This window comes from Actinoallomurus soli, assembly GCF_024055715.1.
GTDB classification, from domain to species: domain Bacteria; phylum Actinomycetota; class Actinomycetes; order Streptosporangiales; family Streptosporangiaceae; genus Actinoallomurus; species Actinoallomurus soli.
Genome location: NZ_JAMXMV010000004.1, coordinates 309001 through 332736, shown reverse-complemented (window position 1 = coordinate 332736; position 23736 = coordinate 309001). Strand labels below are relative to the sequence as shown.

Annotated in this window: 24 protein-coding genes; 20 read left to right on the top strand and 4 right to left on the bottom strand. The window is 72.0% G+C overall.

The features are described from left to right. Positions 1 to 12 precede the first annotated feature (12 nt). From dhaK to NDW01_RS13340, 7 genes are all read left to right on the top strand, one after another. Positions 13 to 1008, top strand: a complete 996-nt coding sequence (gene dhaK / locus NDW01_RS13370; protein WP_252820356.1) for a dihydroxyacetone kinase subunit DhaK — start codon at positions 13 to 15, stop codon at positions 1006 to 1008. Then, positions 1008 to 1616: a dihydroxyacetone kinase subunit DhaL gene (gene dhaL / locus NDW01_RS13365; protein WP_252820354.1), complete on the top strand. Its 609-nt coding sequence runs from the start codon at positions 1008 to 1010 to the stop codon at positions 1614 to 1616. Before dhaK ends, dhaL begins: the two co-directional genes overlap by 1 nt. A gap of 81 nt (positions 1617 to 1697) precedes the next feature. Continuing rightward, complete coding sequence (locus NDW01_RS13360; RefSeq protein WP_308211693.1) at positions 1698 to 2351, top strand: MerR family transcriptional regulator; 654 nt, start codon at positions 1698 to 1700, stop codon at positions 2349 to 2351. Continuing rightward, the gene (gene dhaM, locus NDW01_RS13355; RefSeq protein ID WP_252785801.1) at positions 2236 to 2655 is read left to right on the top strand and encodes a dihydroxyacetone kinase phosphoryl donor subunit DhaM; all 420 of its coding nucleotides are present in this window, start codon (positions 2236 to 2238) and stop codon (positions 2653 to 2655) included. The genes NDW01_RS13360 and dhaM overlap by 116 nt, the downstream gene beginning before the upstream one ends. A 43-nt stretch (positions 2656 to 2698) precedes the next feature. Further along, positions 2699 to 5017 (top strand): DNA helicase PcrA, encoded by a 2319-nt coding sequence (gene pcrA / locus NDW01_RS13350; RefSeq protein ID WP_252820348.1) that lies wholly within the window; start codon positions 2699 to 2701, stop codon positions 5015 to 5017. Between the two features lie 128 nt (positions 5018 to 5145). Next, on the top strand, positions 5146 to 6609 hold the full coding sequence (locus NDW01_RS13345) for a right-handed parallel beta-helix repeat-containing protein (RefSeq protein WP_252820346.1): 1464 nt from the start codon (positions 5146 to 5148) through the stop codon (positions 6607 to 6609). Between the two features lie 91 nt (positions 6610 to 6700). After that, positions 6701 to 7102 (top strand): cobalamin B12-binding domain-containing protein, encoded by a 402-nt coding sequence (locus NDW01_RS13340; RefSeq protein ID WP_252785804.1) that lies wholly within the window; start codon positions 6701 to 6703, stop codon positions 7100 to 7102. Positions 7103 to 7105: 3 nt separating this feature from the next. Here the strand turns inward: NDW01_RS13340 and NDW01_RS13335 are convergent, their stop codons facing one another. Then, positions 7106 to 8497 carry a glycoside hydrolase family 15 protein gene (locus NDW01_RS13335; protein ID WP_252820344.1) on the bottom strand — a complete coding sequence of 464 codons (1392 nt, stop codon included), beginning with the start codon at positions 8495 to 8497 and terminating at the stop codon, positions 7106 to 7108. A 241-nt stretch (positions 8498 to 8738) separates the two neighbouring features. On the opposite strand from NDW01_RS13335, the gene sucC reads away from it, so the two are divergent. The 4 genes from sucC (at position 8739) to NDW01_RS13320 (ending at position 12836) form a co-directional block, all read left to right on the top strand. Further along, positions 8739 to 9929, top strand: coding sequence for an ADP-forming succinate--CoA ligase subunit beta (sucC, locus tag NDW01_RS13330; RefSeq protein ID WP_252820341.1), 1191 nt, complete (start codon positions 8739 to 8741; stop codon positions 9927 to 9929). 1 nt (position 9930) lies between these two features. Then, positions 9931 to 10815 (top strand): succinate--CoA ligase subunit alpha, encoded by an 885-nt coding sequence (gene sucD, locus NDW01_RS13325; protein WP_252785807.1) that lies wholly within the window; start codon positions 9931 to 9933, stop codon positions 10813 to 10815. Positions 10816 to 11117: 302 nt separating this feature from the next. Continuing rightward, positions 11118 to 11213: a DUF397 domain-containing protein gene (locus NDW01_RS44335; protein ID WP_406567120.1), complete on the top strand. Its 96-nt coding sequence runs from the start codon at positions 11118 to 11120 to the stop codon at positions 11211 to 11213. Positions 11214 to 11381: 168 nt separating this feature from the next. Next, the gene (locus tag NDW01_RS13320; RefSeq protein WP_252820339.1) at positions 11382 to 12836 is read left to right on the top strand and encodes a cell division protein PerM; all 1455 of its coding nucleotides are present in this window, start codon (positions 11382 to 11384) and stop codon (positions 12834 to 12836) included. A 10-nt stretch (positions 12837 to 12846) separates the two neighbouring features. On the opposite strand, the gene NDW01_RS13315 is transcribed toward NDW01_RS13320, so the two are convergent. Beyond that, on the bottom strand, positions 12847 to 13314 hold the full coding sequence (locus NDW01_RS13315; RefSeq protein WP_252820337.1) for a DUF4190 domain-containing protein: 468 nt from the start codon (positions 13312 to 13314) through the stop codon (positions 12847 to 12849). A gap of 84 nt (positions 13315 to 13398) precedes the next feature. On the opposite strand from NDW01_RS13315, the gene purN reads away from it, so the two are divergent. The 4 genes from purN to NDW01_RS13295 are packed head-to-tail and all read left to right on the top strand — an operon-like array spanning position 13399 to position 16705. Next, positions 13399 to 14007 (top strand): phosphoribosylglycinamide formyltransferase, encoded by a 609-nt coding sequence (gene purN, locus NDW01_RS13310; RefSeq protein ID WP_252785810.1) that lies wholly within the window; start codon positions 13399 to 13401, stop codon positions 14005 to 14007. Further along, on the top strand, positions 14004 to 15554 hold the full coding sequence (gene purH / locus NDW01_RS13305; protein WP_252820335.1) for a bifunctional phosphoribosylaminoimidazolecarboxamide formyltransferase/IMP cyclohydrolase: 1551 nt from the start codon (positions 14004 to 14006) through the stop codon (positions 15552 to 15554). The genes purN and purH overlap by 4 nt, the downstream gene beginning before the upstream one ends. Positions 15555 to 15612: 58 nt before the next feature. Then, on the top strand, positions 15613 to 15801 hold the full coding sequence (locus NDW01_RS13300) for a hypothetical protein (RefSeq protein ID WP_252785812.1): 189 nt from the start codon (positions 15613 to 15615) through the stop codon (positions 15799 to 15801). Positions 15802 to 15853: 52 nt separating this feature from the next. Further along, positions 15854 to 16705, top strand: coding sequence for a bifunctional methylenetetrahydrofolate dehydrogenase/methenyltetrahydrofolate cyclohydrolase (locus NDW01_RS13295; RefSeq protein WP_252820332.1), 852 nt, complete (start codon positions 15854 to 15856; stop codon positions 16703 to 16705). Positions 16706 to 16818: 113 nt separating this feature from the next. On the opposite strand, the gene NDW01_RS13290 is transcribed toward NDW01_RS13295, so the two are convergent. After that, positions 16819 to 17535 (bottom strand): FHA domain-containing protein, encoded by a 717-nt coding sequence (locus NDW01_RS13290; protein WP_252820331.1) that lies wholly within the window; start codon positions 17533 to 17535, stop codon positions 16819 to 16821. A gap of 177 nt (positions 17536 to 17712) precedes the next feature. Here NDW01_RS13290 and NDW01_RS13285 point away from each other — a divergent pair, with 177 nt between their 5' ends. The 5 genes from NDW01_RS13285 (at position 17713) to NDW01_RS13265 (ending at position 23288) form a co-directional block, all read left to right on the top strand. Further along, the gene (locus tag NDW01_RS13285) at positions 17713 to 18111 is read left to right on the top strand and encodes a DUF3017 domain-containing protein (RefSeq protein WP_252820328.1); all 399 of its coding nucleotides are present in this window, start codon (positions 17713 to 17715) and stop codon (positions 18109 to 18111) included. Between the two features lie 341 nt (positions 18112 to 18452). Next, complete coding sequence (locus NDW01_RS13280) at positions 18453 to 20684, top strand: NADP-dependent isocitrate dehydrogenase (protein ID WP_252820326.1); 2232 nt, start codon at positions 18453 to 18455, stop codon at positions 20682 to 20684. 435 nt (positions 20685 to 21119) lie between these two features. Continuing rightward, positions 21120 to 21623, top strand: coding sequence for a hypothetical protein (locus tag NDW01_RS13275; RefSeq protein WP_252820323.1), 504 nt, complete (start codon positions 21120 to 21122; stop codon positions 21621 to 21623). Between the two features lie 121 nt (positions 21624 to 21744). Next, positions 21745 to 22734, top strand: coding sequence for a malate dehydrogenase (locus NDW01_RS13270; RefSeq protein WP_252820320.1), 990 nt, complete (start codon positions 21745 to 21747; stop codon positions 22732 to 22734). Between the two features lie 239 nt (positions 22735 to 22973). Beyond that, positions 22974 to 23288 carry a hypothetical protein gene (locus NDW01_RS13265; RefSeq protein ID WP_252820318.1) on the top strand — a complete coding sequence of 105 codons (315 nt, stop codon included), beginning with the start codon at positions 22974 to 22976 and terminating at the stop codon, positions 23286 to 23288. Positions 23289 to 23360: 72 nt separating this feature from the next. Here the strand turns inward: NDW01_RS13265 and NDW01_RS13260 are convergent, their stop codons facing one another. Next, entirely contained in the window at positions 23361 to 23723 is a 363-nt protein-coding gene (locus tag NDW01_RS13260; RefSeq protein WP_252820317.1) for a hypothetical protein, read from the bottom strand. Positions 23724 to 23736 lie beyond the last annotated feature (13 nt).

Genomic DNA, 23736 nt, shown 5'->3' with positions numbered 1-23736 from the left:
TATCCCGGACCCATGAAGAAACTGATCGGTGACGTCGACGACGTCGTCCTCGACACCCTGCGCGGCATGGCGGCCGCACATCCGTCGCTGCGGGTCGACCTGGACCAGCGCATCATCGTCCGGGCCGACGCTCCCCGTACGGGCAAGGTCGGGCTGGTCTCCGGCGGCGGCTCCGGGCACGAGCCGCTGCACGGGGGGTTCGTCGGGTACGGCATGCTCGACGCCGCCTGTCCCGGCGAGGTGTTCACCTCGCCGGTGCCCGACCAGATCCTCGCCGCGACGACCGCGGCGTCCGGCGGCGCCGGGGTCGTGCACATCGTGAAGAACTACACCGGTGACGTCCTGAACTTCCAGCTGGCCGCCGAGCTGGCCGAGGACGAGGACATCGAGGTCGTACCCGTCGTGATCGACGACGACGTGGCCGTCCAGGACAGCACGTTCACCGCCGGGCGGCGCGGGACCGGCGCGACCCTCTTCGCCGAGAAGGCCGCCGGCGCGCTGGCCGAGGCGGGCGGGTCGCTGCAGGACGTCGCCGCCGTCGCCCGGGAGGTCAACGAGCGGACCCGCTCCTTCGGCGTCGCGCTCACCGCCTGCACCGTTCCGGCCGCCGGGCGGCCGACGTTCGAGCTCGGCGCGGACGAGATGGAACTCGGCATCGGCATCCACGGCGAGCCCGGCCGCGAGCGTACGAGACTGCGCCCGGCCCCCGAGATCGTCGACGTGGCGCTGTCGGCGATCGACGAGGACATGTCCCTGTCCGGGTCCGAGGTCCTCGTCCTGGTGAACGGCATGGGCGGCACCCCGCTGATGGAGCTGTACGTCGCGTACGCCGCCGTCGCCGAATGGCTCGGCGGGCACGGTGTCACGGTGGCGCGCTCGCTCGTCGGCAACTACGTGACCAGCCTGGAGATGGCGGGCGCGATGATCTCGGTCCTGCGCCTCACCCCACAGCTCACCGAGCTGTGGGACGCCCCGGTGGAGACGCCCGGCCTGCGGTGGGGCCGCTGATGGACACCCGCCGCTGGATCGAACGCTTCGCCGAACTCGTCGCGGCCGACGCCGACCGCCTGACCCGCCTCGACGCCGCGATCGGGGACGGCGACCACGGCGCCAACCTGAACCGCGGCCTGCGGGCGGCCGTCGAGGCCCTCGGGCCGGACCTGCCGCCCGGCAAGGTGCTGATGACCGCCGGCCGGGCCCTGGTGTCCAAGACGGGCGGCGCGTCCGGCCCCCTGTACGGCGGCGCGCTGCGCCGGGCGGGCAAGGCCCTCGGCGACGCGGCCGACGCGGACGCCACCGCGCTGGCCGCCGCCCTGCGCGCGGCGCTCGACGCCGTCCAGCAGCTCGGCAAGGCCGTCGAAGGGGACAAGACGATGGTCGACGCCCTCACGCCCGCGGTCGCGGCGTACGAGGCCGCGGCCGGCGACGGACCGGCCGCCGCCGCGCGGGCCGCCCTGGACGCCGCGGAGAAGGGCGCGGAGGCGACCGTGCCCTTGCAGGCGCGCAAGGGCCGTGCCAGCTACCTCGGCCCGCGCAGCGTCGGCCACCTGGACCCCGGAGCCGCCTCGACCGTCCTGCTGTTCCGCGCCCTCGCCGACGCCGCCGGCGAGGGCTGACCGGCGGCCTGTACCTCGCCGTGGGGTGACGGCGGCCTGCGCCGCGCCGGGAGGTGGCCGGCGGCTGCGCCGCGCCTTCGGATGACCGGCGGCTTGTGCCTGACGTGGCGTCAGGACCTAGCGTTCCCGGTCATGACGCCAGACGCGGATGCGAGCCGGACGCTGTCGGTGGGGGAGCTCGCCCGGACCACCGGGCTGACCGTACGGACCCTGCACCACTACGACCGGCTCGGCCTGCTGTCGCCCGCCCGTGACCGGGCCGGGCGGCGGTGCTACGGCCCCGCCGAGGTCCGCCGCCTGCACCGGATCCTCGCCCTGCGGGGGTTCGGGCTGTCCCTGGCCGAGATCGGGGACGTCCTGGACGGCGCGGGGGCCGACCTGCGGGACCTGCTGCGCCGCCAGCTGGAGCAGACCGAGGAGCGGATCGCGGCGGCCCAGCGGCTGCGCGGCGCGCTGCTGGCCGTCATCGACGCGTCGGCCGACGGCGGCGAGGGCGCCGCGCCGTCGGTCGACGAACTCGTCGATCTCGTGCCGACCCGGCCCGCCGCCGGCGCGGCCGGTCGCGGGCACGGTGAGATCGGATGCATCAGATGCCCCGGAATGCGGCACCATCTGGTGCATGAGCACCGTGGGAATCGTGCTGGTCTCGCACAGCCGGGCCCTCGCCGAGGGAGCCGCCGAACTCGCCGCGCAGCTGGGTGTCGGGGAGGTCGCCGTACGGCCCGCCGGGGGTGACGGCGAGGGCGGCCTGGGCACGAGCATCGACCTCGTGGAGCAGGCCGTACGGGAGGCCGACGGCGGCGCCGGGGTCGTCCTCATCGCCGACCTCGGCTCCTCCGTCCTGACCGCCCGTACGTACCTGGAGGAGCTGGAGGACTCCCGCGCCGGCCGCCCCGGCGAGCCCGAGACGAACGTCGTGCTCGCCGACGCGCCGTTCGTCGAGGGCGCGGTCGCGGCCGCCTCGGCCTCGGCCTGCGGCGGCGACGTGGCCGCCGTCGTACGGGCCGCCAACGAGGCGTACGGCTTCCGCAAGACCTGAGAGCGGGGCGCGGCTGTCGCCCGCACCCAATACCCTTCATTGAGTGTCGACGCTCGTAAGCCACCCTCTTCTCGACGGCCTCAATGACGCCCAGCGCGCGGCGGTCGCCCACCAGGGCGGTCCGCTGCTGATCGTCGCGGGGGCGGGCTCGGGCAAGACCCGGGTCCTCACCCACCGGATCGCCTACCTGCTCGCGGAGCGGGGCGCGCAGCCCGGCGAGATCCTCGCGATCACGTTCACGAACAAGGCCGCCGGGGAGATGAAGGAGCGCGTCGAGGCGCTCGTGGGGTCGCGCTCGCGGGCGATGTGGGTGATGACGTTCCACTCCGCGTGCGTGCGCATCCTGCGCCGGGAGGCGAAACGGCTCGGCTTCCCGTCGGGCTTCTCGATCTACGACCAGGCCGACTCGCAGCGGCTGATGGCGCTGGTCTGCCGTGAGCTCGACCTGGACGCCAAGCGCTACCCGCCGCGCAGCTTCTCCGCCCAGGTCTCCAACCTCAAGAACGAGCTCATCGACTACGAGACCTTCCGCGACCAGGCGTCGACGCACATGGAGAAGACCCTCGCCGAGGCGTACGCGACCTATCAGGCGCGGCTGCGGCAGGCCGGCGCGATGGACTTCGACGACCTGATCATGACGACGGTCAACCTGCTGCAGGCGTTCCCCGACGTCGCCGAGCACTACCGGCGGCGGTTCCGGCACGTCCTCGTCGACGAGTACCAGGACACCAACCACGCCCAGTACGTCCTGGTCCGCGAGCTGGTCGGGCAGGCCGGCGACGACGACGTCCCGCCCGCCGAGCTGTGCGTGGTCGGCGACGCCGACCAGTCGATCTACGCCTTCCGCGGCGCGACGATCCGCAACATCCTGGAGTTCGAGCGCGACTACCCCGACGCGGCCGTCATCCTCCTGGAGCAGAACTACCGCTCCACGCAGACGATCCTGTCGGCGGCCAACGCGGTCATCGAGCGCAACGCCGACCGCAAGCCCAAGCGCCTGTGGTCCGACCAGGGCGAGGGGCCGAAGGTCAGCGGGTACGTCGCCGACAACGAGCACGACGAGGCCGCGTTCGTCGCCCAGGAGATCGACCGGCTCAGCGACGAGGAGGACGTCGCGCCCGGCGACGTCGCGGTCTTCTACCGCACCAACGCCCAGTCGCGTGTGTTCGAAGAGGTCTTCATCCGGGTCGGCCTGCCGTACAAGGTCGTCGGCGGGGTCCGGTTCTACGAGCGCAAGGAGATCCGCGACCTGCTCGCCTACCTCCGGGTGCTCGCCAACCCGGAGGACACCGTCAGCCTGCGCCGCATCCTCAACGTTCCCAAGCGGGGGATCGGCGACCGCGCCGAGGCCTGCGTGGAGGCCCTCGCCGGCCGCGAGCGCGTCTCGTTCTGGCAGGCGCTGCGCCGCGCCGACGAGGCGCCGGGCATCGCCACCCGCTCGCTGAACCAGATCAAGGACTTCGTCGCGCTGCTCGACGAGCTGCAGGAGATGGTCGAGACCGCGACGCCGGCCGAGCTGATCGAGGCGATCCTGACCCGGAGCGGCTACCTCGCGGAGCTGGAGGCCTCCCGCGACCCGCAGGACGAGACCCGCATCGAGAACCTCCGCGAGCTGGAGTCCGTGGCGACCGAGTTCGAGGAGCGCCTCGCCGCCGGTGTCGTCCCGCCAACGGCCGACACGGAGGACGCGGAGGAGGCGGAGGCTCCGGCGCCCGTCGGCGCGGAGGGGCGGCTCGTGGAGTTCCTGGAGCAGGTCGCCCTGGTCGCCGACGCCGACCAGATCCCCGGCGGCGAGGCGGGCGTCGTGCCGCCCAGCGACCGCGGCCACGAGGGCGTCGTCACGCTGATGACCCTGCACACGGCCAAGGGCCTGGAGTTCCCCGTCGTGTTCCTCACCGGCATGGAGGACGGGGTCTTCCCGCACCTGCGCTCGCTCGGCGACGCCAAACAGCTGGAGGAGGAGCGGCGGCTCGCCTACGTCGGCATCACCCGCGCCCGGCAGCGGCTCTACGTCTCCCGCGCGACGATGCGCAGCTCCTGGGGCGCCCCCTCCTACAACCCGCCGTCGCGGTTCCTCGGCGAGATCCCCGACAGGCTCGTCGAGTGGAAGGGCGGCGGCCAGGGCGCGCAGGCGACTCCGGCGATGGCGTCGCTGTCGCAGCGGCCCGGCGTGCGCTCACCGGGCAACCGCCCGGTGCCCGCGCTGTCCCCCGGTGAGCGGGTCGTCCATGACTCGTTCGGCCTCGGCACGGTCGTCTCGGTCGACGGGGCCGGAGAGAAGGCCGCCGCGACGGTCGACTTCGGCGGCGACTACGGCGTCAAGCGCTTCGTCCTCCGCTACGCGCCGATCGAGAAGCTCTAGTCTCCGGGCGCGTACGTAGCGGAGCCGAAAATGGTTGCACGGCCGATATGGCCGGATGCGGGCGTCGACATGAGGCGCGCGGACCGTCATGATGCACGTGGGAGCACCTGCGGCCCGTTGGGAGGAAAATGGGGCGGTTCGCGCGGCGTCTCCTCGTCGCGGTCGTGTCCGCACTGAGCACGACCGTAATCACGTCGTCGGTTCTCGCGTCGTCCGCCGCGGCCTCTCCGGGCCGCGCGGTCACCCCGCCGGCCGGCGTCTACCACATCCCCGCCTATCGCCCGGCGCCGGCGACGCAGCGGCTGGTGGTCTGCAAGCCCGGCGGTCACTACACCGGCCTGGCGCAGCAGCTCGCCCCCGAGTGCGCCTATCACGACGTCCAGGCGGCCGTCGACGCCGTGCGGCAGCGCGGCACCACGATCTACGTCCTGCCCGGCACGTACCGCGAGCAGCCGAGCCTGGCCGCTCCGTCCGGGGCCTGCCGCGCGCTCGCCGGCGCGAGCACCCTGACGTACGAGCAGGAGCGTTCCTGCCCCCACCTGCGCAGCCTGATCAGCGTCTTCGGCCTGGGCGACCTGCAGATCGAGGGCGTCGGCGACGGGGTCGTCGTCGAGGGCGACAAGCCGATCGGCGTCCGCGCCGACCGCGCCGACGGCTTCTACCTGCGAGGCGTCACGGTCCGCGGTTTCAAGGAGGACGGCGTGGCCGTCGTCGAGACCGACGGGTTCGTCCTCGACCGGGTCACCGCCCGCGACGACGGCCGGGAGGGGCTCGCGGCGTACGGCACCGACCACGGTGTGATCGCCGACTGCGAGGCGACCGGCAACGGCGACGCGGGCATCGCCACGGCCTCCGCCTCCGACCAGCGCGGCAACCGGCTGTCCGTGGAGATCCGCGACTGCCGCTCCCACGGCAACCTGATCGGCTACTCCGGGACGGCCGGTGACTCGGTGTACGTCCACGACAACGAGTTCTCCGGCAACGCCACCGGCGCGGTGCTCGACAGCAGCGTGCAGGCGGTCGGCATGCCGCAGAACCACGCGATGTTCGTGGCGAACCGCGTGTTCGGCAACAACGCCGACCCCTACCGCGACTGCGGGTCGCACTGCCCGGCGCGCGCCGTGCCGGTCGGCACCGGCATGCTCCTCGCGGGCGGCGACGAGAACACCTACGCGAGCAACTTCGTCTACGACAACTGGCGCTACGGCATCGCCCAGTACTGGATCCCGGCGAGCCGCCGCGGCGAGACCGACCCCGCCAAGCAGCGGGACACCTCGCACGGCAACCGCTACGTCGGCAACCTGATGGGCGTCACCCCGTTCGGGGCGTCGGCGCCGAACGGCGTCGACTTCTGGTGGGACGAGCAGGGCGACGGCAACTGCTGGCAGAACAACGCCTCGTCCTGGGGCCGGCCGCGCAGCGACCCGGCCGCGCTGCCCGACTGCGACCACCCGTCCTCCGGAGGGCCGTACGCCCAGCAGGGCAACCCCGCCAAGACCGCGATCGTGACCGCCTGCGCCGCCTACGCCCCCGGCCGCCCGCAGCCCGCCCGCTGCGGCTGGCTCACCGCCCCGTCCAAGCCCGCGTCCTGACCGCCCCGGAACGGTCAGGGCCGCTCGGCGGCGGCCCGGCGTGCTACGACTAGTGTGCGAGACAGCTCACGCATCCCGGTAGGAGGCAGTAATGGCGGGTCCGATCCGCGTCGTCATCGCCAAGCCAGGTCTCGACGGTCATGATCGCGGCGCGAAGGTCGTCGCCCGCGCGCTGCGCGACGCCGGCATGGAGGTCATCTACACGGGGCTGCACCAGACCCCCGAGCAGATCGTCGAGGCGGCGCTGCAGGAGGACGCCGACGGCATCGGGCTGTCCATCCTGTCCGGCGCGCACATGACGCTCTGCGCCAAGGTCGTCGAGCTGCTGAAGGACCGCGACGCCCTCGACATCACGGTCTTCGTCGGCGGCATCATCCCGGACGCCGACATCCCCGAGCTGGAGAAGCTCGGCGTCGCGAGGATCTTCACGCCCGGCGCGACGACCCAGGAGATCGTCGAGTGGGTCCGCGCCAACGTCGGCGGCGAGGACTGACCCTCAGCCCGGGGGGATGGGCAGCGGCGTGCGCTCGGCGCTGAGGGCCAGCACCACCAGGGCCGAGGTCCAGCCGAGCGGGGCGACCCCGGCCTGACGGCCGTGGTCGTCGACCTTCTCCGGGAACGACCCGAGCGTCGAGCGGTGCGCGATGAGCCAGTCGAGCCAGTCGTGCTCGCCGAACCTGTCGCCGATCGCCGCCGCCTCCAGCGCGAACAGACCGGTCTCCGGGGTCCACGCGGCGCCGGCGCCGTACTTCTCGCCGGGCACCGCGCCGCCGCCCGGCAGCCGCAGCCGGTCCCGGATCCGCGCGACGGCGGACAGTACGCCGGGCTCGGGGTTCGCGAACGGCGGGGCCAGGAAGGCGACCGAGGCGTCCACGGCGCCGCCCGGGATCGGCGAACGCGGATAGCCGTACGGGCCGAAGTGCCGCTCGACGGCCGCGGCCAGCCGGTCGGCGGCTCGGTCCCAGCGCTGCGCCGCCCCGGCGTCGCCGCGGTCCGCCGCCAGCGCCGCGGCGGCGCGCAGGCCGGCCAGCATGGGCGCGCAGACGCCGAGCGTCGGCGCGTGCGGCGCCTGCTCCCGCGCCGGGCTGCGCTCCCAGTAGTCCGGCGACGGCGGTGGCAGGCCGTCGCCGCGCAGGACGGTCGCGGACCGGTCGGCGGCCCGGCGGATCATCGGCCACAGCGTGTCCAGGTCGACCGCGTGGGGGTCCTTCGCGCGCAGGAACCAGGTCGCCCACAGCACCCAGCCGAGGCTGTCGAGCTGCACCTCGCGGCCGTCGGCGACGGCGGCGCCGTCGGGCAGGTAGCGCGCGGCCCACAGGCCCGTCGGCGCCTGGGCGCGGGCGAGGAAGTACAGCACCCGCTGCGCGTCGCCGCCGTGCCCGGTCGCGGCGAACGCCGCGACGGTGAACGCGGCGTCGCGCGGCCACACGTAGTTCCACGCGCCGTACCAGGAGGCGGTCGAGGCGCCGTTCGGCAGGGTCAGCATGCGCAGGTCGAGCAGGGCGCGGGTGGCCGCCTCGCGATCCTCGCGCGTGGTGCCGGGAACCATGCCGGCGGCCAGCCACGCCTGGTCCGAGCGGATCGCGTCGGCCACCCGTGGGTCGTCGCGGTGCACGGCCACCGGCTCGTCCCCGCCGAACGGGATGAGCTGCGCCCGGCCGTCGGGCAGCATCAGGACGGAGCTGCCCGGGGCGAACGACGCGCCGGCCGCGTCCTCCGGCGTGACCGGCACCCGCGCGAACGGCCAGCCCCCGTTGCCGAGCAGGCCGGGGCTGCGCCACGGGGCGTCACCGGGCCGCGGCAGCGCGGCGGCGCAGGTGGCGCTGAGCGAGGCCACGAGGAGCAGCAGGGCGACGCGGCGAACGCCCCGTGCCGTCTCTCGGGTCACCGCCGCACCTCCGTACCGTCTCGTGCCCGACCTCGGGCTTCCGCCGTCGATGACGTTCCAGTACATCAAACGGCGCAGGGCACTTCGACGACATCGGCTGCTTACCCGGCCGTCATTCGCGCGACGCGTCGCATGCGGACCCACCGGCCCGCGCCGTGTCGTGGAAGGACTAGGCTGCCTGGTCGGAGCGGACCGCTTGGACGCGGTCGTTATCTGTCGATCCCGTTAAGGACGGACCCCCGTGGACCTGTTCGAACATCAGGCGAAGGAGCTCTTCGCGGAGTACGGCGTCCCGGTCCCCACCGGCAAGATCGCCACGACGCCGGAGGAGGCCCGCGCGATCGCCGAGGAGTTCGCCGCGGCCGGCACCTCGCGCGTCGTCGTCAAGGCGCAGGTGAAGACCGGCGGCCGCGGCAAGGCCGGTGGCGTGAAGGTCGCCGACTCACCCGCCGACGCCGAGGAGAAGGCGCGGCAGATCCTCGGCATGGACATCAAGGGCCACACGGTCCACAAGGTCCTCGTCGAAGAGGCCAGCGCCATCGCCCAGGAGTACTACTTCTCGTTCCTGCTCGACCGCGCGAACCGGACGTTCCTGTCCATCTGCTCGGTCGAGGGCGGCATGGAGATCGAGGAGGTCGCGGCGAACAACCCGGACGCGGTGGCCCAGATTCCGATCTCGGCCCTGGCCGGCGTCGACCGGGCCAAGGCCCGCGAGATCGCGGCCGCCGGCCGGCTGCCCGCCGAGGCCCTGGACGGCGCCGCCGAGCTGATCGAGCGCCTCTGGGCCGTCTTCGTCGACGAGGACGCCCTTCTCGTCGAGGTCAACCCGCTGATCCTCACGCAGGACGGCCGGGTCGTCGCCCTCGACGGCAAGGTCACCCTCGACGACAACGCCTCCTTCCGCCAGGCCGAGCACGAGGCCCTGGTGGACAAGGCCGCGGCCGACCCGCTCGAGGCCAAGGCCAAGGAGAAGGACCTCAACTACGTCAAGCTCGACGGCTCGGTCGGCATCATCGGCAACGGCGCGGGCCTGGTCATGTCCACGCTCGACGTCGTCGCGTACGCCGGCGAGCAGTACGGCGGCCAGCGGCCGGCCAACTTCCTCGACATCGGCGGCGGCGCCTCGGCCGAGGTCATGGCCAACGGCATGGAGATCGTGCTGGGCGACCCCGACGTCAAGAGCGTCTTCATCAACGTGTTCGGCGGCATCACCTCCGGTGACGCCGTCGCGAACGGCATCGTCCAGGCCGTCAAGCTGCTGGGCGACCGCGGCGAGACCGTCGACCGGCCGATCGTGGTCCGGCTCGACGGCAACAACGCCGAGGAGGGCCGGCGCATCCTCAACGAGGCCGCGATCCCGGTCATTCAGCAGGTAGAGACGATGGACGAAGCGGCGCGCCGTGCCGCCGAGCTGGCCGCGCAGGGGGCATGAGATGGCGATCTGGCTGACCGAGAACAGCAAGGTCATCGTCCAGGGGATGACCGGCGGTGAGGGTTCCAAGCACACCGCCCGCATGCTGCGCGCCGGCACGAACGTCGTCGGCGGCGTCAACGCCCGCAAGGCCGGGCAGACCGTCACGCACGAGGGCCGGGACCTCCCGGTGTTCGGCACCGTCGCCGAGGCGATGGAGCAGACCGGCGCCGACGTGTCGGTGGTCTTCGTGCCGCCGAAGTTCACCAAGGACGCCGTCGTCGAGGCCATCGACGCGGAGATCCCGCTGTGCGTCGTGATCACCGAGGGCATCCCGGTGCACGACAGCACCTGGTTCTGGAAGCACGCGGTCGAGAAGGGCGGCAAGACCCGCATCATCGGGCCGAACTGCCCCGGCATCGCCTCCCCGGGCAAGTCCAACGCCGGCATCATCCCGGCCGACATCACCAGCCCGGGCCGCATCGGCCTGGTCAGCAAGTCCGGCACGCTGACCTACCAGATGATGTACGAGCTGCGTGACATCGGCTTCTCCACCTGCGTCGGCATCGGTGGCGACCCGGTCATCGGCACCACGCACATCGACGCCCTGGAGGCGTTCCAGGCCGACCCCGAGACCGACGCGATCGTGATGATCGGTGAGATCGGCGGCGACGCCGAGGAGCGCGCCGCCGCGTACATCGAGCAGCACGTCACCAAGCCGGTCGTCGGGTACGTCGCGGGCTTCACCGCTCCCGAGGGCAAGACGATGGGCCACGCCGGCGCGATCGTCTCCGGCTCCTCCGGCACCGCGCAGGCCAAGAAGGAGGCCCTGGAGAAGGTCGGCGTCCGGGTCGGCAAGACCCCCAGCGAGACCGCCCGCCTCATGCGCGAGATCATGTCCGCCTGATTCCGCAGGGCAAGCCGTCGAAGACGCCCGGCCGGGGCCTCCCGGACCGGGCGTCTTCGCGTTCGGTGGCGCCGGAGAACGTTTCGCGCGTCCTGCGACGCCCGGGCCGCCGCGTGAAGAGTCGCCGAACCTCATCACGCAGCGGATAGAGGCTTTGACTGCCTTGTGACAACCGCGACGTCAGCGGGTACTCTGCGATCACTCCTGCTGGCCGGGCCTGGCCACTTCTGCGCCCGTCGACCCGTCTTCGGCGGGGAGCCGGCGGGATCCTTTATTGCCTCCCAGCACCTTCCGGAGGATCAGTGGCCACCTGGACGAAAAGCAGCTACTCCTCGAACGGGGGCGACTGCGTAGAAGTCGCTGTCGTCCGCGACCGAGGAGATGAGACCACCTCATAGATCGCGACCTGTCGAAGCCCCGCCGATTCCCGGCGGGGCTTCTCACATGTTCGCCCGGCACGGCCCGCGCCCGGTATGGGGCGACACGCCGGGCGGGTGCGCGGATTCGCCGGTTCCGCGCTGCCAGCATGGGGAGGCCCGGCGCGAGTGAGGAGTGGTGAGCGACCGATGACCACGACGGACCACGACGACGCGGACCTCGAGGAGACCGGCCCGTCACCCGTGGCCGAGACCGTGACGCGCCCGCTCGCCGTCACCGGCATCGTGGCGGCGGTCTGGGCGGCGGGCATCGGCCTGACCGTGCTGACGACGATCACGCTGCTCGGCTGGATCGCCGCGCCGCGCGGCGCGCTCGGCACCGGCCTGCCGGGCGTCTTCCGTACGGCGGTCGGGTTCTGGCTGATGGCGCACCACGCGGGGTTCACGGTGCCGCGCGGCCGGGTCGGGCTGCTGCCGCTCGGGCTGATGTTCCTGCCGGGCGCGCTGCTGTTCCGCGCCGGCGGCTGGATCGCGCGGACCGGCCGGGTGCGGGGCCGGTACCGGATCGGTGTCACGCATGCCGCGTTCGCGCTGGCGATCCCGTACGCGGTGCTGTCCGGACTGCTCGCGCTCGTGGCGAGCTCGTCGGCCATCCGGCCGTCGGCGTGGCAGGCGCTGCTGCTGTGCTTCCTGCTGGCCATGTTCGCCGGAGGTCTCGGGGCGGCGCGGACGCTGGTGTCCACGACCAACCGCGCGCCCTGGGTCGCGATGCTGGGGCTGCTGCCCCGGCGGGCCCGTTCGGTGGCCGCCGGGGTCACCGGCGCGTCGGTCGTCCTGCTCGGCTTCGGTGTTTTGATCTTCCTGGCGTCCCTGCTGTTCCACCTGTCCGAGGCCGAGAACCTCTACGACGTGCTCAAGCCGGGCGTCGTCGGCGGGATCCTGGTGGTGCTGATCGGGCTGGTGTACCTGCCGAACGCCGCGCTCTGGGCCGTCGCGTACGCCGTGGGGCCGGGGTTCGCGGTCGGCGCGGGAACGAGCGTGTCGCCGTCCGGGGTGTTCGTCGGCATGATCCCGGCGTTCCCGCCGCTCGCCGCGCTGCCGGAGCCGGGCCCGGCTCCGGCCGTGTCGCTGCTCGCGCTGGCCGTGCCGTTCGTCGCCGGAGCCGTCGGCGGCGTCTTCACGATCCGGTACCAGCCGACCGAGGCGACCGAGGCCGCGCCGCTGTGGGGGTTCGTGTCCGGCGTGGCCACGGGCGGTGTGATCGCCTTTCTCGCCGCGCTGTCCGGCGGCCCGCTCGGCGGTGGGCGGATGGCCGTGATGGGGCCCTCCGCGTGGCAGACCGGGCTGCTGGCCGCGCTGGAGGTCGGCGTGTCGGCGGCGATCGCCGCCTGGATCGCCAACTGGCGGCTGTCGCGTCGCCTGCGCTCCCGTCCGGAGCCTCTGGACGACGAGGAGCGGGACACGGAGGAGCTGGAGTTCGAGGATCCGGACCCGGTGCTGGCCACCGTCGACGAGCCGCTGCCCGAGGGCGTCATCCCGATCGGGGACTGGACCGGCTCGCGGACCGAGCCGCGGCCGCGCGGGCAGGACGGCCCCGGCGGGGCCGCACCGGCTCGGAGGCGTCCCCCGCGCGACCGGGGCTGACCTGCCGCGGTCAGTACCAGGAGGGGTGCTGCCGCAGCGAGTCCTTCGGCAGGTGCAGCCGGCGCTCGATGCGCGGCAGCCACTGGTCCTGGCAGGTCTTCTTGTCATCGAACGTGAGGGCCGACTCACGGCACTTGACGTAGCCGTTGAAGTCGTCCCACATCACCGCGTACAGCCCGATCTGGGAGAGACACACGACCAGCCCGATCGTGCCCATCACCACTCCCGCGACCGCGCCGGGCGCGGGGGCGAGGACCCGCCGGGCCCGCTTGCGGGAGCGCACGCCCGCCACGACCGCCGCGATGGACAGCGCGAGCCCGGCGGGGAGGAACAGGACCGTCAGGACGAGCCCGGCGATGCCGAGAAGCCGTGCGCGAGGGCCGCCGCGCTCGGGCGCGGTCGGCGGCAGGGGCGGACGGGGTGCTTCGGGGAGCTGCGTCTGCGGCCCGGCCTGGCCTGGGCCTGGCGCGTCACTCACTGGTCCTCCTGGTGTCGGCTGAACCGAGCCGAGCGGCGGCCGATAGGCTGATACGGCCCGCCCACCAGTCATTCCTGGGGAGAAATGGTGTCCGCCCGGCTCGTCGTCCTCGTCTCCGGTGCGGGGACCAACCTACAAGCGCTGCTCGACGCGTGTGTCGATCCAGCTTATGGCGCGCGGGTCACTGCCGTGGGCGCCGACCGTGACGACATCGAGGGGCTGCGCCGCGCCGAGCGCGCCGGCGTGCCGACCTTCGTCGTCCGCGTGAAGGACCATCCGAACCGGGACGCGTGGGACGCGGCCCTGACCGACGCCGTCGCCGCGTACGCCCCTGACCTGGTCGTCTCCGCGGGCTTCATGAAGATCCTCGGCAAGCGGTTCCTCGACCGCTTCGGCGGCCGGGTGATCAACACACACCCCGCGCTGCTGCCGGCGTTCCCCGGCACCCACGGGCCGCGCGAGGCACTGGAATACGGCGTCAAGGTGACCGGCTGCACGGCGCACTTCGTGGACGCCGGCGTCGACACCGGACCCATCGTCGCCCAGGAGACCGTGCCGGTCCTGGACGACGATGACGAGGACTCGCTGCACGAGCGGATCAAGGCGGTCGAACGCCCGCTGCTCGTGGGCACCGTGGGCCGTCTGGTCCGCGAGGGATGGACCATCGAGAACAGGAGAGTGAGGATCGGGTGACCCGTATCGCGATCAAGCGGGCGCTGATCAGCGTCTACGACAAGACCGGACTCGAAGGGCTCGCCAGGGGCCTGCACGAGGCCGGTGTAGAGATCGTCTCCACCGGGTCGACGGCCGCGCGCATCGCCGAGGCGGGCGTCCCGGTCATGAAGGTCGAGAAGCTCACCGGCTTCCCCGAGTGCCTCGACGGCCGGGTCAAGACCCTGCACCCGAAGGTGCACGCGGGGCTCCTGGCCGACCGCCGGAACCCGGACCACGTCCAGCAGCTGGAGGACCTGCACGTCGAGCCGTTCGACCTGCTGATCTCCAACCTGTACCCGTTCCGGGAGACCGTCGCCTCCGGCGCCGCCCCGGACGAGATCGTCGAGCAGATCGACATCGGCGGCCCGGCGATGGTGCGCGCCGCTGCCAAGAACCACCAGACCGTGGCCGTCGTCGTGGACCCGGCGGCGTACGACCAGGTCCTGGAGGCCGTACGCCGCGGCGGCTTCGAACTGGCGGAGCGCAAGCGGCTCGCGGCCCAGGCCTACGCCCACACCGCCGCGTACGACGTCGCGGTGGCGTCGTGGTTCGCGAGCGCGTACGCGCCGGACACCGACACCCGCTGGCCGGACGTCATCGGCGCGGTCCGCACCCGCAAGAGCGTCCTGCGCTACGGGGAGAACCCCCACCAGGAGGCGGCGCTCTACACCGACGGCGAGGGCGGCCTGGCCGGAGCCGAGCAGCTGCACGGCAAGGAGATGTCCTACAACAACTACGTCGACGCCGACGCGGCCCGCCGCGCAGCGTACGACTTCACCGAGCCGTGCGTCGCGATCATCAAGCACGCCAACCCGTGCGGCATCGCGATCGGCGCGGACATCGCCGAGGCGCACCGCAAGGCGCACGCCTGCGACCCGGTGTCGGCGTACGGCGGCGTGATCGCAACCAATCGGCCGGTATCGGCCGAGATGGCGCGCCAGCTCGCCGACATCTTCACCGAGGTGATCGTCGCTCCGGGCTTCGAGGATGAGGCCCTGGAGCTTCTCACGGCCAAGAAGAAGAACCTCCGGCTGCTCGTCTGCCCGGAGGGCCCGGCCGCCCAGGTGGACACCCGCCAGATCGACGGCGGGCTGCTCTGCCAGACGCGGGACCGGATCGACGCCTCCGGTGACGACCCGGCGACCTGGCAGCTCAAGACCGGTGACCCGGTCGACGAGGCCACCCTGCGCGACCTGGTGTTCGCGTGGCGCGCCTGCCGCTCGGTCAAGTCGAACGCCATCCTGCTCGCCGCCGACGGCGCCACCGTCGGGGTCGGCATGGGACAGGTCAACCGGGTCGACTCGGCCCGCCTCGCGGTGTCCCGGGCGGGGGACCGCGCCGCCGGATCCGTGGGTGCCTCGGACGCCTTCTTCCCCTTCCCCGACGGGCTTCAGGTGCTCGCGGACTCCGGAGTGCGGGTTATTGTCGAACCCGGCGGTTCGATTCATGACGACGAGGTGATCGAAGCGGCCGCCAAGGCCGGCGTCACCCTCTACTTCACGGGGGTCCGGCACTTCTTCCACTGACCCCATCAGGTCGCCGGGGCCTCATGCCCCGGCGACCGAATCCCCCCAGGGAGATCCCGTGGCGAACGGATTCCTCGAGTTCGGCGTGCAAACGATCATCCGCAGCGCGACGCTCACCGACCAGGTCCGCCCCCTGATCGGCCTCATCGCCGCCGTGCTGGCCGCCGTCCTCGCGGGATCCGCGAGCTGGCACCTGACGGACCGCCTCGTCGCCTGGCGCCAGCGGGCCGACCAGGACGAGCTGTAATCTTCCTCGGGTCGATCGGGCTCCCGCCCTCCCCTCCTGAGAGGATGAGACGGTGACCGCACGAATTCTCGACGGCAAGGCCACCGCGGCGGCGATCCGCGCGGAACTGAAGCAGCGCGTCGACGCGCTGCGCGAGCAGGGCATCGTCCCCGGGCTGGGCACCGTGCTCGTCGGCGACGATCCGGGCAGCCAGGCGTACGTCGCCGGCAAGCACCGCGACTGCGCCGAGGTGGGGATCGCCAGCATCCGGCGCGACCTCCCCGCGACCGCCACCCAGGCGGAGGTGGAGGCGGCCGTGGACGAGCTCAACGCCGACCCGACCTGCACCGGCTACATCGTCCAGCTGCCGCTGCCCAAGGGCCTGGACGAGCAGCGGGTCCTCGAGCGCATCGACCCGGCCAAGGACGCCGACGGCCTCCACCCCGTCAACCTCGGACGCCTGGTGCTGATGCAGCCCGGCGCGCTGCCGTGCACGCCGCGCGGCATCGTCGAGCTGCTGCGCCGCCACGACGTGCCGATCCGGGGCGCCGACGTCACCGTCGTCGGACGGGGCATCACGGTGGGCCGGGCGCTCGGCCTGCTGCTCACCCGCCGCTCCGAGAACGCCACCGTCACCACCTGCCACACCGGCACCAAGGACCTCGCGGCGCACACCCGCGAGGCCGACATCGTCGTCGTCGCCGCCGGTGTTCCGGGCCTGCTCACCGCGGACATGGTCAAGCCCGGCGCGACCGTGCTCGACGTCGGCATCACGCGCACCGACGAGGGCCTCGTCGGCGACGTCCACCCCGGCGTCCGCGAGGTCGCCGGCTGGGTCGCGCCCATGCCCGGCGGCGTGGGCCCGATGACCCGCGCGATGCTCCTGGCGAACGTCGTCGAGGCGGCGGAGAAGGCCTCGGCCTGAGCCGCGCACCGGCCGGGTGCCGCCCGGCCGGAAGGCCACGTAAGACCGCCGGCCGGGGGGATGCGTTCGCGTCGCTACGAAGGCGGCCGGTCCGCGCCGTCGGACCCGCGTCCTCAGCTGGCGCGTCGTCCCGGTGCGGTCGGCTGGCCGGGCGTCATCGGCTGGCGCGGCTGCGGCGGCGTGCCCGGCCGGGCGCCGTCGGGGCGGCGTGCGGGCTCGGGCGAGCGGCCGCCCTGGGGCGGGACGTGCACGGGCGGCAGCGGGCGGACCAGCCCGAGCGCGATCACCTCGTTGGCGAGCCGGGTGCGCCGGTTGGCGCCCTCCGGGATGCGGAACTTCTGGTAGAGCCGCAGCAGGTGCTGCTTGACCGCCGCCTCGGTCACCACCAGGTCGGTGGCGATCTCCCGGGCCGTCGCGGGGGCGACGAACGCCTCGTCGGACAGGGCGGGACGGCACAGCGACGTCAGCACGTCGATCTCGCGGCGGGTGAGCTCCGGGGCGACGGCGCGGCGCAACTCGACGTCCGGGTCGACGTCCTCGCGCGGGATGCCGCCCATCCGGCAGCGCGCGGCGCCGAAGCTGACCACGTCACCGTCCTCGAGCACGCGCCGGGCGATTGGCCGGCCGTTCACCCGCGTGCCGTTGCGCGACAGGCCGAGATCCACGACGTAGACGTACGGACCGCGGCGGACAAGCTCGGCGTGCAAGCGGGACACGCTGGGATCGTCGAGCCGTATGTCGACGCCCCGGCCTCGTCCGATCGTCGTGACCTCGGAGCGCAGTGGTAGTACCGTGCCGGTTTCTTCGATCCGTATGTACGGGCCCTCCACAGCGGTCCCTCCAGTAGTTAGCGACCCCTGTCTGCCTGGTTACCCGGACCGGCCATGGTCACACCCGCCTACCGGTGGGTAGGGCCGAGTACACCGGAGATTACGGGACATTCGAGCCTCCGGGAAGGGTCCCGAAGGTGGGCGGGCCACGCGCGGGCGGCTGCCAAGATAGGGGTCATGTCGGAGCAGTACGGGCCACCGGAGTCCTACGACGCGTCCCTGAGGGACGTTCCCGCCGCGGCGCAACCCGCGCCCGGACCGAAGACGCCGCCGTCCCCGCGGCGCGGGGAGCGCGCACCGGCCCGCGCGGCGGTGCCGCGATGGCTGGGCCAGTTGCCGTACGTCTTCGTCCTCTGCGGCGTCGCCGCCGGCCTGGCCGTGGTCGCGACCAACCACTTCCGGCGGGGCAGCATGCTCATCGCCGCCTCCGTTTTCATCGGCGCGCTCGCCCGGCTGGTCCTCCCGGAGAGCCAGACCGGCATGCTCGCGGTACGCCGCCGGTGGGTGGACGTGCTGCTCATGACGGCCGCCGCGGTCGGCGTCACGCTCGTCGCATTCGTCGCGAAGGGGCAGTGAACCGCGCAAGCGCGACCTCTTTGCCCGGCCCCTGGACGAGCAGTGGGATGATGCAGGCGCAGGTAAGGAGCCCGTCGCGATACTGGAAAATGTGCCCCAGGTCACTCATGCTGATCGGAATGTTGTCCCCCATCGCGGTCGCTGCACGTCACGGGGTGTCTTCCTGGGCCGGGGTGCCGTCGCATCCCTGCTCACCGGGCACCTGGGGCTCCGCGAAACCCGTCTGGTCGATACGAAACGTGAGGGATCGACTGAGACCTGCTGAGGGCGGCCGACCCCGCCCGTCTGTCTCGAGCTGAGAGTTGCTGACGAATGTTGTTGAGCGTGAAGCGGAGCACCCGGTGACTGATTCGACCATCATCTACACGCACACGGACGAGGCACCCGCCCTGGCGACGTATTCGTTCCTGCCTGTGATCCAGGCATACGCCTCGACCGCCGGCGTCACCGTGGAGACCCGTGACATCTCCCTGGCCGGGCGCATCATCGCCGCCTTCCCGGAGTACCTCACGGAGGACCAGCGCATCCCGGACGCGCTCGCCGAACTCGGCGAGCTGGTCGAGACCCCCGGCGCGAACGTCATCAAGCTGCCGAACATCTCGGCCTCGATCCCGCAGCTGAAGGCCGCGATCACCGAGCTGCGGGAGCAGGGCTACGCGCTGCCGGACTACCCGGACGACCCGAAGAGCGACGAGCAGCGCGAGATCCGAGCCCGGTACGACCGGATCAAGGGCAGCGCGGTCAACCCGGTGCTGCGCCAGGGCAACTCCGACCGCCGGGCCCCCGCGTCGGTCAAGAACTACGCCAAGACCCACCCGCACCGCATGGGCGCGTGGACGCCGGAGTCGAAGACGAGCGTCGCGCACATGACGGCCGACGACTTCCGCTCCACCGAGAAGTCCGTGGTGATCGCCGAGGCGGGCTCGCTGCGGATCGAGCTCGCGGGCGACGACGGCTCCACCACCGTCCTGCGCGAGTCGGTACCCGTCCTGGCGGGCGAGGTCGTCGACGCGTCCGTCATGCGCGTCGCGGCGCTGCGGGAGTTCCTCACCGCTCAGGTCGCGCGCGCCAAGGCCGAGGACGTGCTGTTCTCGGTGCACCTGAAGGCCACGATGATGAAGGTCTCCGACCCGATCATCTTCGGCCACGTGGTCCGCGCCTTCTTCCCGGAGACGTTCGCCAAGTACGGCGAGGCGTTCGCGGCGGCCGGCCTCACGCCGAACGACGGCCTCGGCGGGCTCTTCCGCGGCCTGGAGTCGCTGCCGGACGGCGAGGAGATCAAGGCGTCCTTCGACGCCGAGCTCGCCGCGGGCCCGGACCTCGCGATGGTCGACTCCGACCGGGGGATCACCAACCTGCACGTCCCCAGCGACGTCATCGTCGACGCCTCGATGCCCGCGATGATCCGCACCTCCGGCCACATGTGGGGCCCGGACGGTCAGGAGCACGACACGCTCGCGGTCATCCCGGACAGCAGCTACGCGGGCGTCTACCAGGTCGTCATCGACGACTGCCGGGCGAACGGCGCCTTCGACCCGTCGACGATGGGCTCGGTGCCGAACGTCGGCCTGATGGCACAGCAGGCCGAGGAGTACGGCAGCCACGACAAGACCTTCGAGATCCCGACCACCGGTACGGTACGGGTCCTCGACGAGGCCGGCGACGTCGTCCTCGAGCAGACGGTCGGCGCGGGCGACATCTTCCGTATGTGCCAGACCAAGGACGCCGCGATCAAGGACTGGGTGAAGCTCGCCGTCACCCGCGCCCGCGCGACCGGCGACCCGGCCGTGTTCTGGCTCGACCGGGACCGCGCGCACGACGCCTCCCTGATCGCCAAGGTCGAGCGGTACCTGCCCGAGCACGACACCACGGGCCTGCAGATCGAGATCAAGTCCCCGGTCGAGGCCACGGCCTTCTCCCTGGAGCGGATCCGCCGCGGCGAGAACACCATCTCCGTCACCGGCAACGTGCTGCGGGACTACCTGACCGACCTGTTCCCGATCCTGGAGCTGGGCACCAGCGCCAAGATGCTGTCGGTCGTGCCGCTCATCAACGGCGGCGGCCTGTTCGAGACGGGCGCCGGCGGCTCGGCGCCCAAGCACGTCCAGCAGCTCGTCAAGGAGAACTACCTGCGCTGGGACAGCCTCGGGGAGTTCCTCGCGCTCGCGGTCAGCTTCGAGCAGCTCGCGCAGACGACGGGCAACGCCCGCGCCCAGGTCCTCGCCGACACCCTCGACCGGGCCACGGAGACCTTCCTCAACGAGGACAAGTCCCCGACCCGCCGCGTGGGCGGCATCGACAACCGCGGCAGCCACTTCTACCTGGCCCTGTACTGGGCGCAGGAGCTGGCCAGGCAGACCGACGACGCCGACCTGGCCAAGGCCTTCGTCCCGCTCGCCGAGACGCTGACCTCGCAGGAGAGCAAGATCGTCGACGAGTTGCTCGCGGTCCAGGGCTCCCCGGCCGACATCGGCGGCTACTACAACCCCGACCCGGCCAAGGCCGCCGCCGTCATGCGCCCGTCGGCGACCTTCAACGAGGCCCTCGCGACGCTCGCCACGCCGTCCGCGTAAGGCCCACGGTGTCACCCACGTGACGCCCCCAGCGGCGTCGCGTGCCCGCACCGGGCCTGATCCCGCTCACTCCCCGAAGGCCGCCCGCCCCACCCGGCGGGCGGCCTTCGCCGTATTCGACCATGGCACGCCAGACGGACAGTAATATCTTCGTCGCACTGAGTGTTGTCGGAAGTTTGGTCCGACCGCTGTGCCGAGCCCATAAAAGGGTCTGCCCCGGGCGCGCACCTTGCGGTGGAAGCGGATCCGGGGCGTACGTCACTCAGTGTAGGTCATCGGAGCGATGGGTGGAAGGCGAACGTGGCGAATTCGGGGGACGAGGATCTTGGGCGACTCCTGTCGGCGGCGAGACTCGGGGAGTATGAGGCGGATTGTTCTGGAGACCGGCAAGCAGCGTTCCGCCTGCACTGTTGGAATACGGAGCTCTGTGGCGCGATGTACGAAGTGCTCCAGTACGTCGAGGTCGGTCTCCGCAACGCCGTGCACCTCAACCTGTGTGAGAAGTACGGGCGAGATGAGTGGTGGGAGGCGCGAGGCCTTTCTCTGCATCACGTCACCCAGGACATGATCGTTGCGGTAACGGACAAGCTTGCGCGCATCAAGCCGGGCTGGTCGGCCGACGACGTGGTCGCCAAGCTCCCTTTTGGATTTTGGATCGCTCTCTTCGGGCGTTCTCATGAACACGTGCTCTGGTATCGAGGGCTCCGATCGGCCGTTCCCGGTTACCGGTTGCGTCGGCGCGATCCTCTCCATCGAGAGTTGGATCTACTCCGGACGCTTCGGAACCGAGTCGCGCATCATCAGCCGATCTACCACCGGCACCTGGAAGCGGATCACGAGTCGGCGTTGCGGGTTCTCGGGTATCTCGGAGGCGGCCTCGAGAACATGGTCGCCAAGCACAGTCGGGTGCCCGGGCTGCTGGCGCGGGGACCGCGATAGGCGGTGCGGGCGGGGAAGCAGGCGCGCGATAGCCTGACCGCTGGAATATCTCGACGACGAGAGACCCGATCGGAGCTCCGCTCGGCGCTCGACACGGGCCTCGTACCAGCTGGAGACCACGATGACTCGCACTCCCGTCAATGTGACCGTCACCGGAGCGGCCGGCCAGATCGGCTACGCCCTGCTCTTCCGCATCGCCTCGGGGCAGTTGCTCGGCGCCGACGTGCCCGTGCGCCTGCGCCTGCTGGAGATCCCGCAGGCCGTCAAGGCCGCCGAGGGCACCGCGATGGAGCTCGACGACGCCGCCTTCCCGCTGCTCGCGGGCATCGACGTCACCGACGACCTGAAGAAGGCCTTCGACGGGACCAACGTCGCGCTCCTGGTCGGCGCCCGCCCGCGTACGAAGGGCATGGAGCGCGGTGACCTCCTCGAGGCCAACGGCGGCATCTTCAAGCCGCAGGGCGAGGCGATCAACTCCGGCGCCGCCGACGACGTACGGGTCCTCGTGGTCGGCAACCCGGCCAACACCAACGCGCTGATCGCCAAGTCGCACGCCCCGGACGTTCCGGCCGACCGCTTCACCGCGATGACCCGCCTCGACCACAACCGCGCCATCGCGCAGCTGTCCAAGAAGGTCCAGGCGCCGGTCTCGGACATCAAGAAGATCGCCATCTGGGGCAACCACTCCGCGACGCAGTACCCCGACATCTTCCACGCCGAGATCGCCGGCCGGAACGCCGCCGAGGTCGTGAACGACGAGGCCTGGCTGCGCGACACCTTCATTCCGACGGTCGCCAAGCGCGGCGCCGCCATCATCGAGGCCCGTGGCGCGTCCTCGGCGGCCTCGGCTGCCAGCGCGGCCATCGACCACGTCCACACCTGGGTCAACGGCACCGCCGACGGTGACTGGACCTCCATGGCCGTCGTCTCCGACGGCTCGTACGGCGTGCCGGAGGGCCTGATCTCGTCCTTCCCGGTGGTGTGCAAGGACGGCAAGTGGGAGATCGTCCAGGGCCTGGAGATCAACGACTTCTCCCGTGAGCGCATCGACGCCTCGGTGCGCGAGCTGGAGGAGGAGCGCGACGCCGTCCGCAACCTCGGCCTGATCTGATCCGACGCCGTCGCTTCCCTGTGTGATCGAGTTGACGCGGAGCGTGACTTCTGTGACCCTTGCGTCCAGAGTCACCTCTTCAAGCGCCATCACCATCCCGGCCGGCAGCGGCCGCATCCCCGTGCAAGTCCGTCTGGGAGGGCGTGCAGACGGAAACAAGGGAGCTTGGTGGAGACTCACCGCAGCCAGCGGTCGCCCTTCGGTTCATTTCAACCCCCCACCGAGGAGGCGGTAACACCGTGGGAATCATCGAGACCACGCAGGAACGGGTACGCGCGCTGGAGAGCCGCATGAACGATCACGATGCCGGTTACGTCCGGATCGAGCGGCGGCTCGACCGGCTGACGGCCGACATGGCAGAGGTCAAGAGCGACGTCGCCGTCCTCAAGACCGACGTCGCCGTCCTCAAGACGGATGTGTCGAAGCTCCAGACCGACATGGCGCAGGTCAAGGTCCGTGTCGAGGTCATTCCGGAGCTGATGGCCGGGCAGGTCGAGCTGCGGGAGATGGTCGCGAAGCTGCTCGCGCGGTCCGAGGCGGACCACCGCTCCTGACGCGGTCCGCCGAACGGCGGTGAAGGCCGCCGGATCCCTGAGCGGGATCCGGCGGCCTTCCGCGTCGGTGCCTCAGGCGACCCGGCGGGCGCGCCAGGTCAGGTAGGCGGCGGTGAGCAGCGGGCCCGCGATCGCGATGACGAGGAGCGGGGCGCCCAGCCAGCCGGGCAGGGCGGTGCCCGTGCACTGTCCACCGCCGTGCCGGTGACCGGCCGTGTCGTCCACGTACACGCACTCGCGGGTCGGGGCGAAGGCGACCAGCGCCACGGCCACGGCCAGGCCGCCGGGCCAGACCAGCAGGCCGGCCAGCTTGTCGCGGATCGACCAGCGGGACGAGCCGAGGAGCATCACCGCCCCGATCAGCCAGCCGACCACCGGGAGGAGCACCCCTCCGACGAGGAGCAGGAACACCGTTATCGCCTCATACCGCCGCATGCCCCCAAGGATG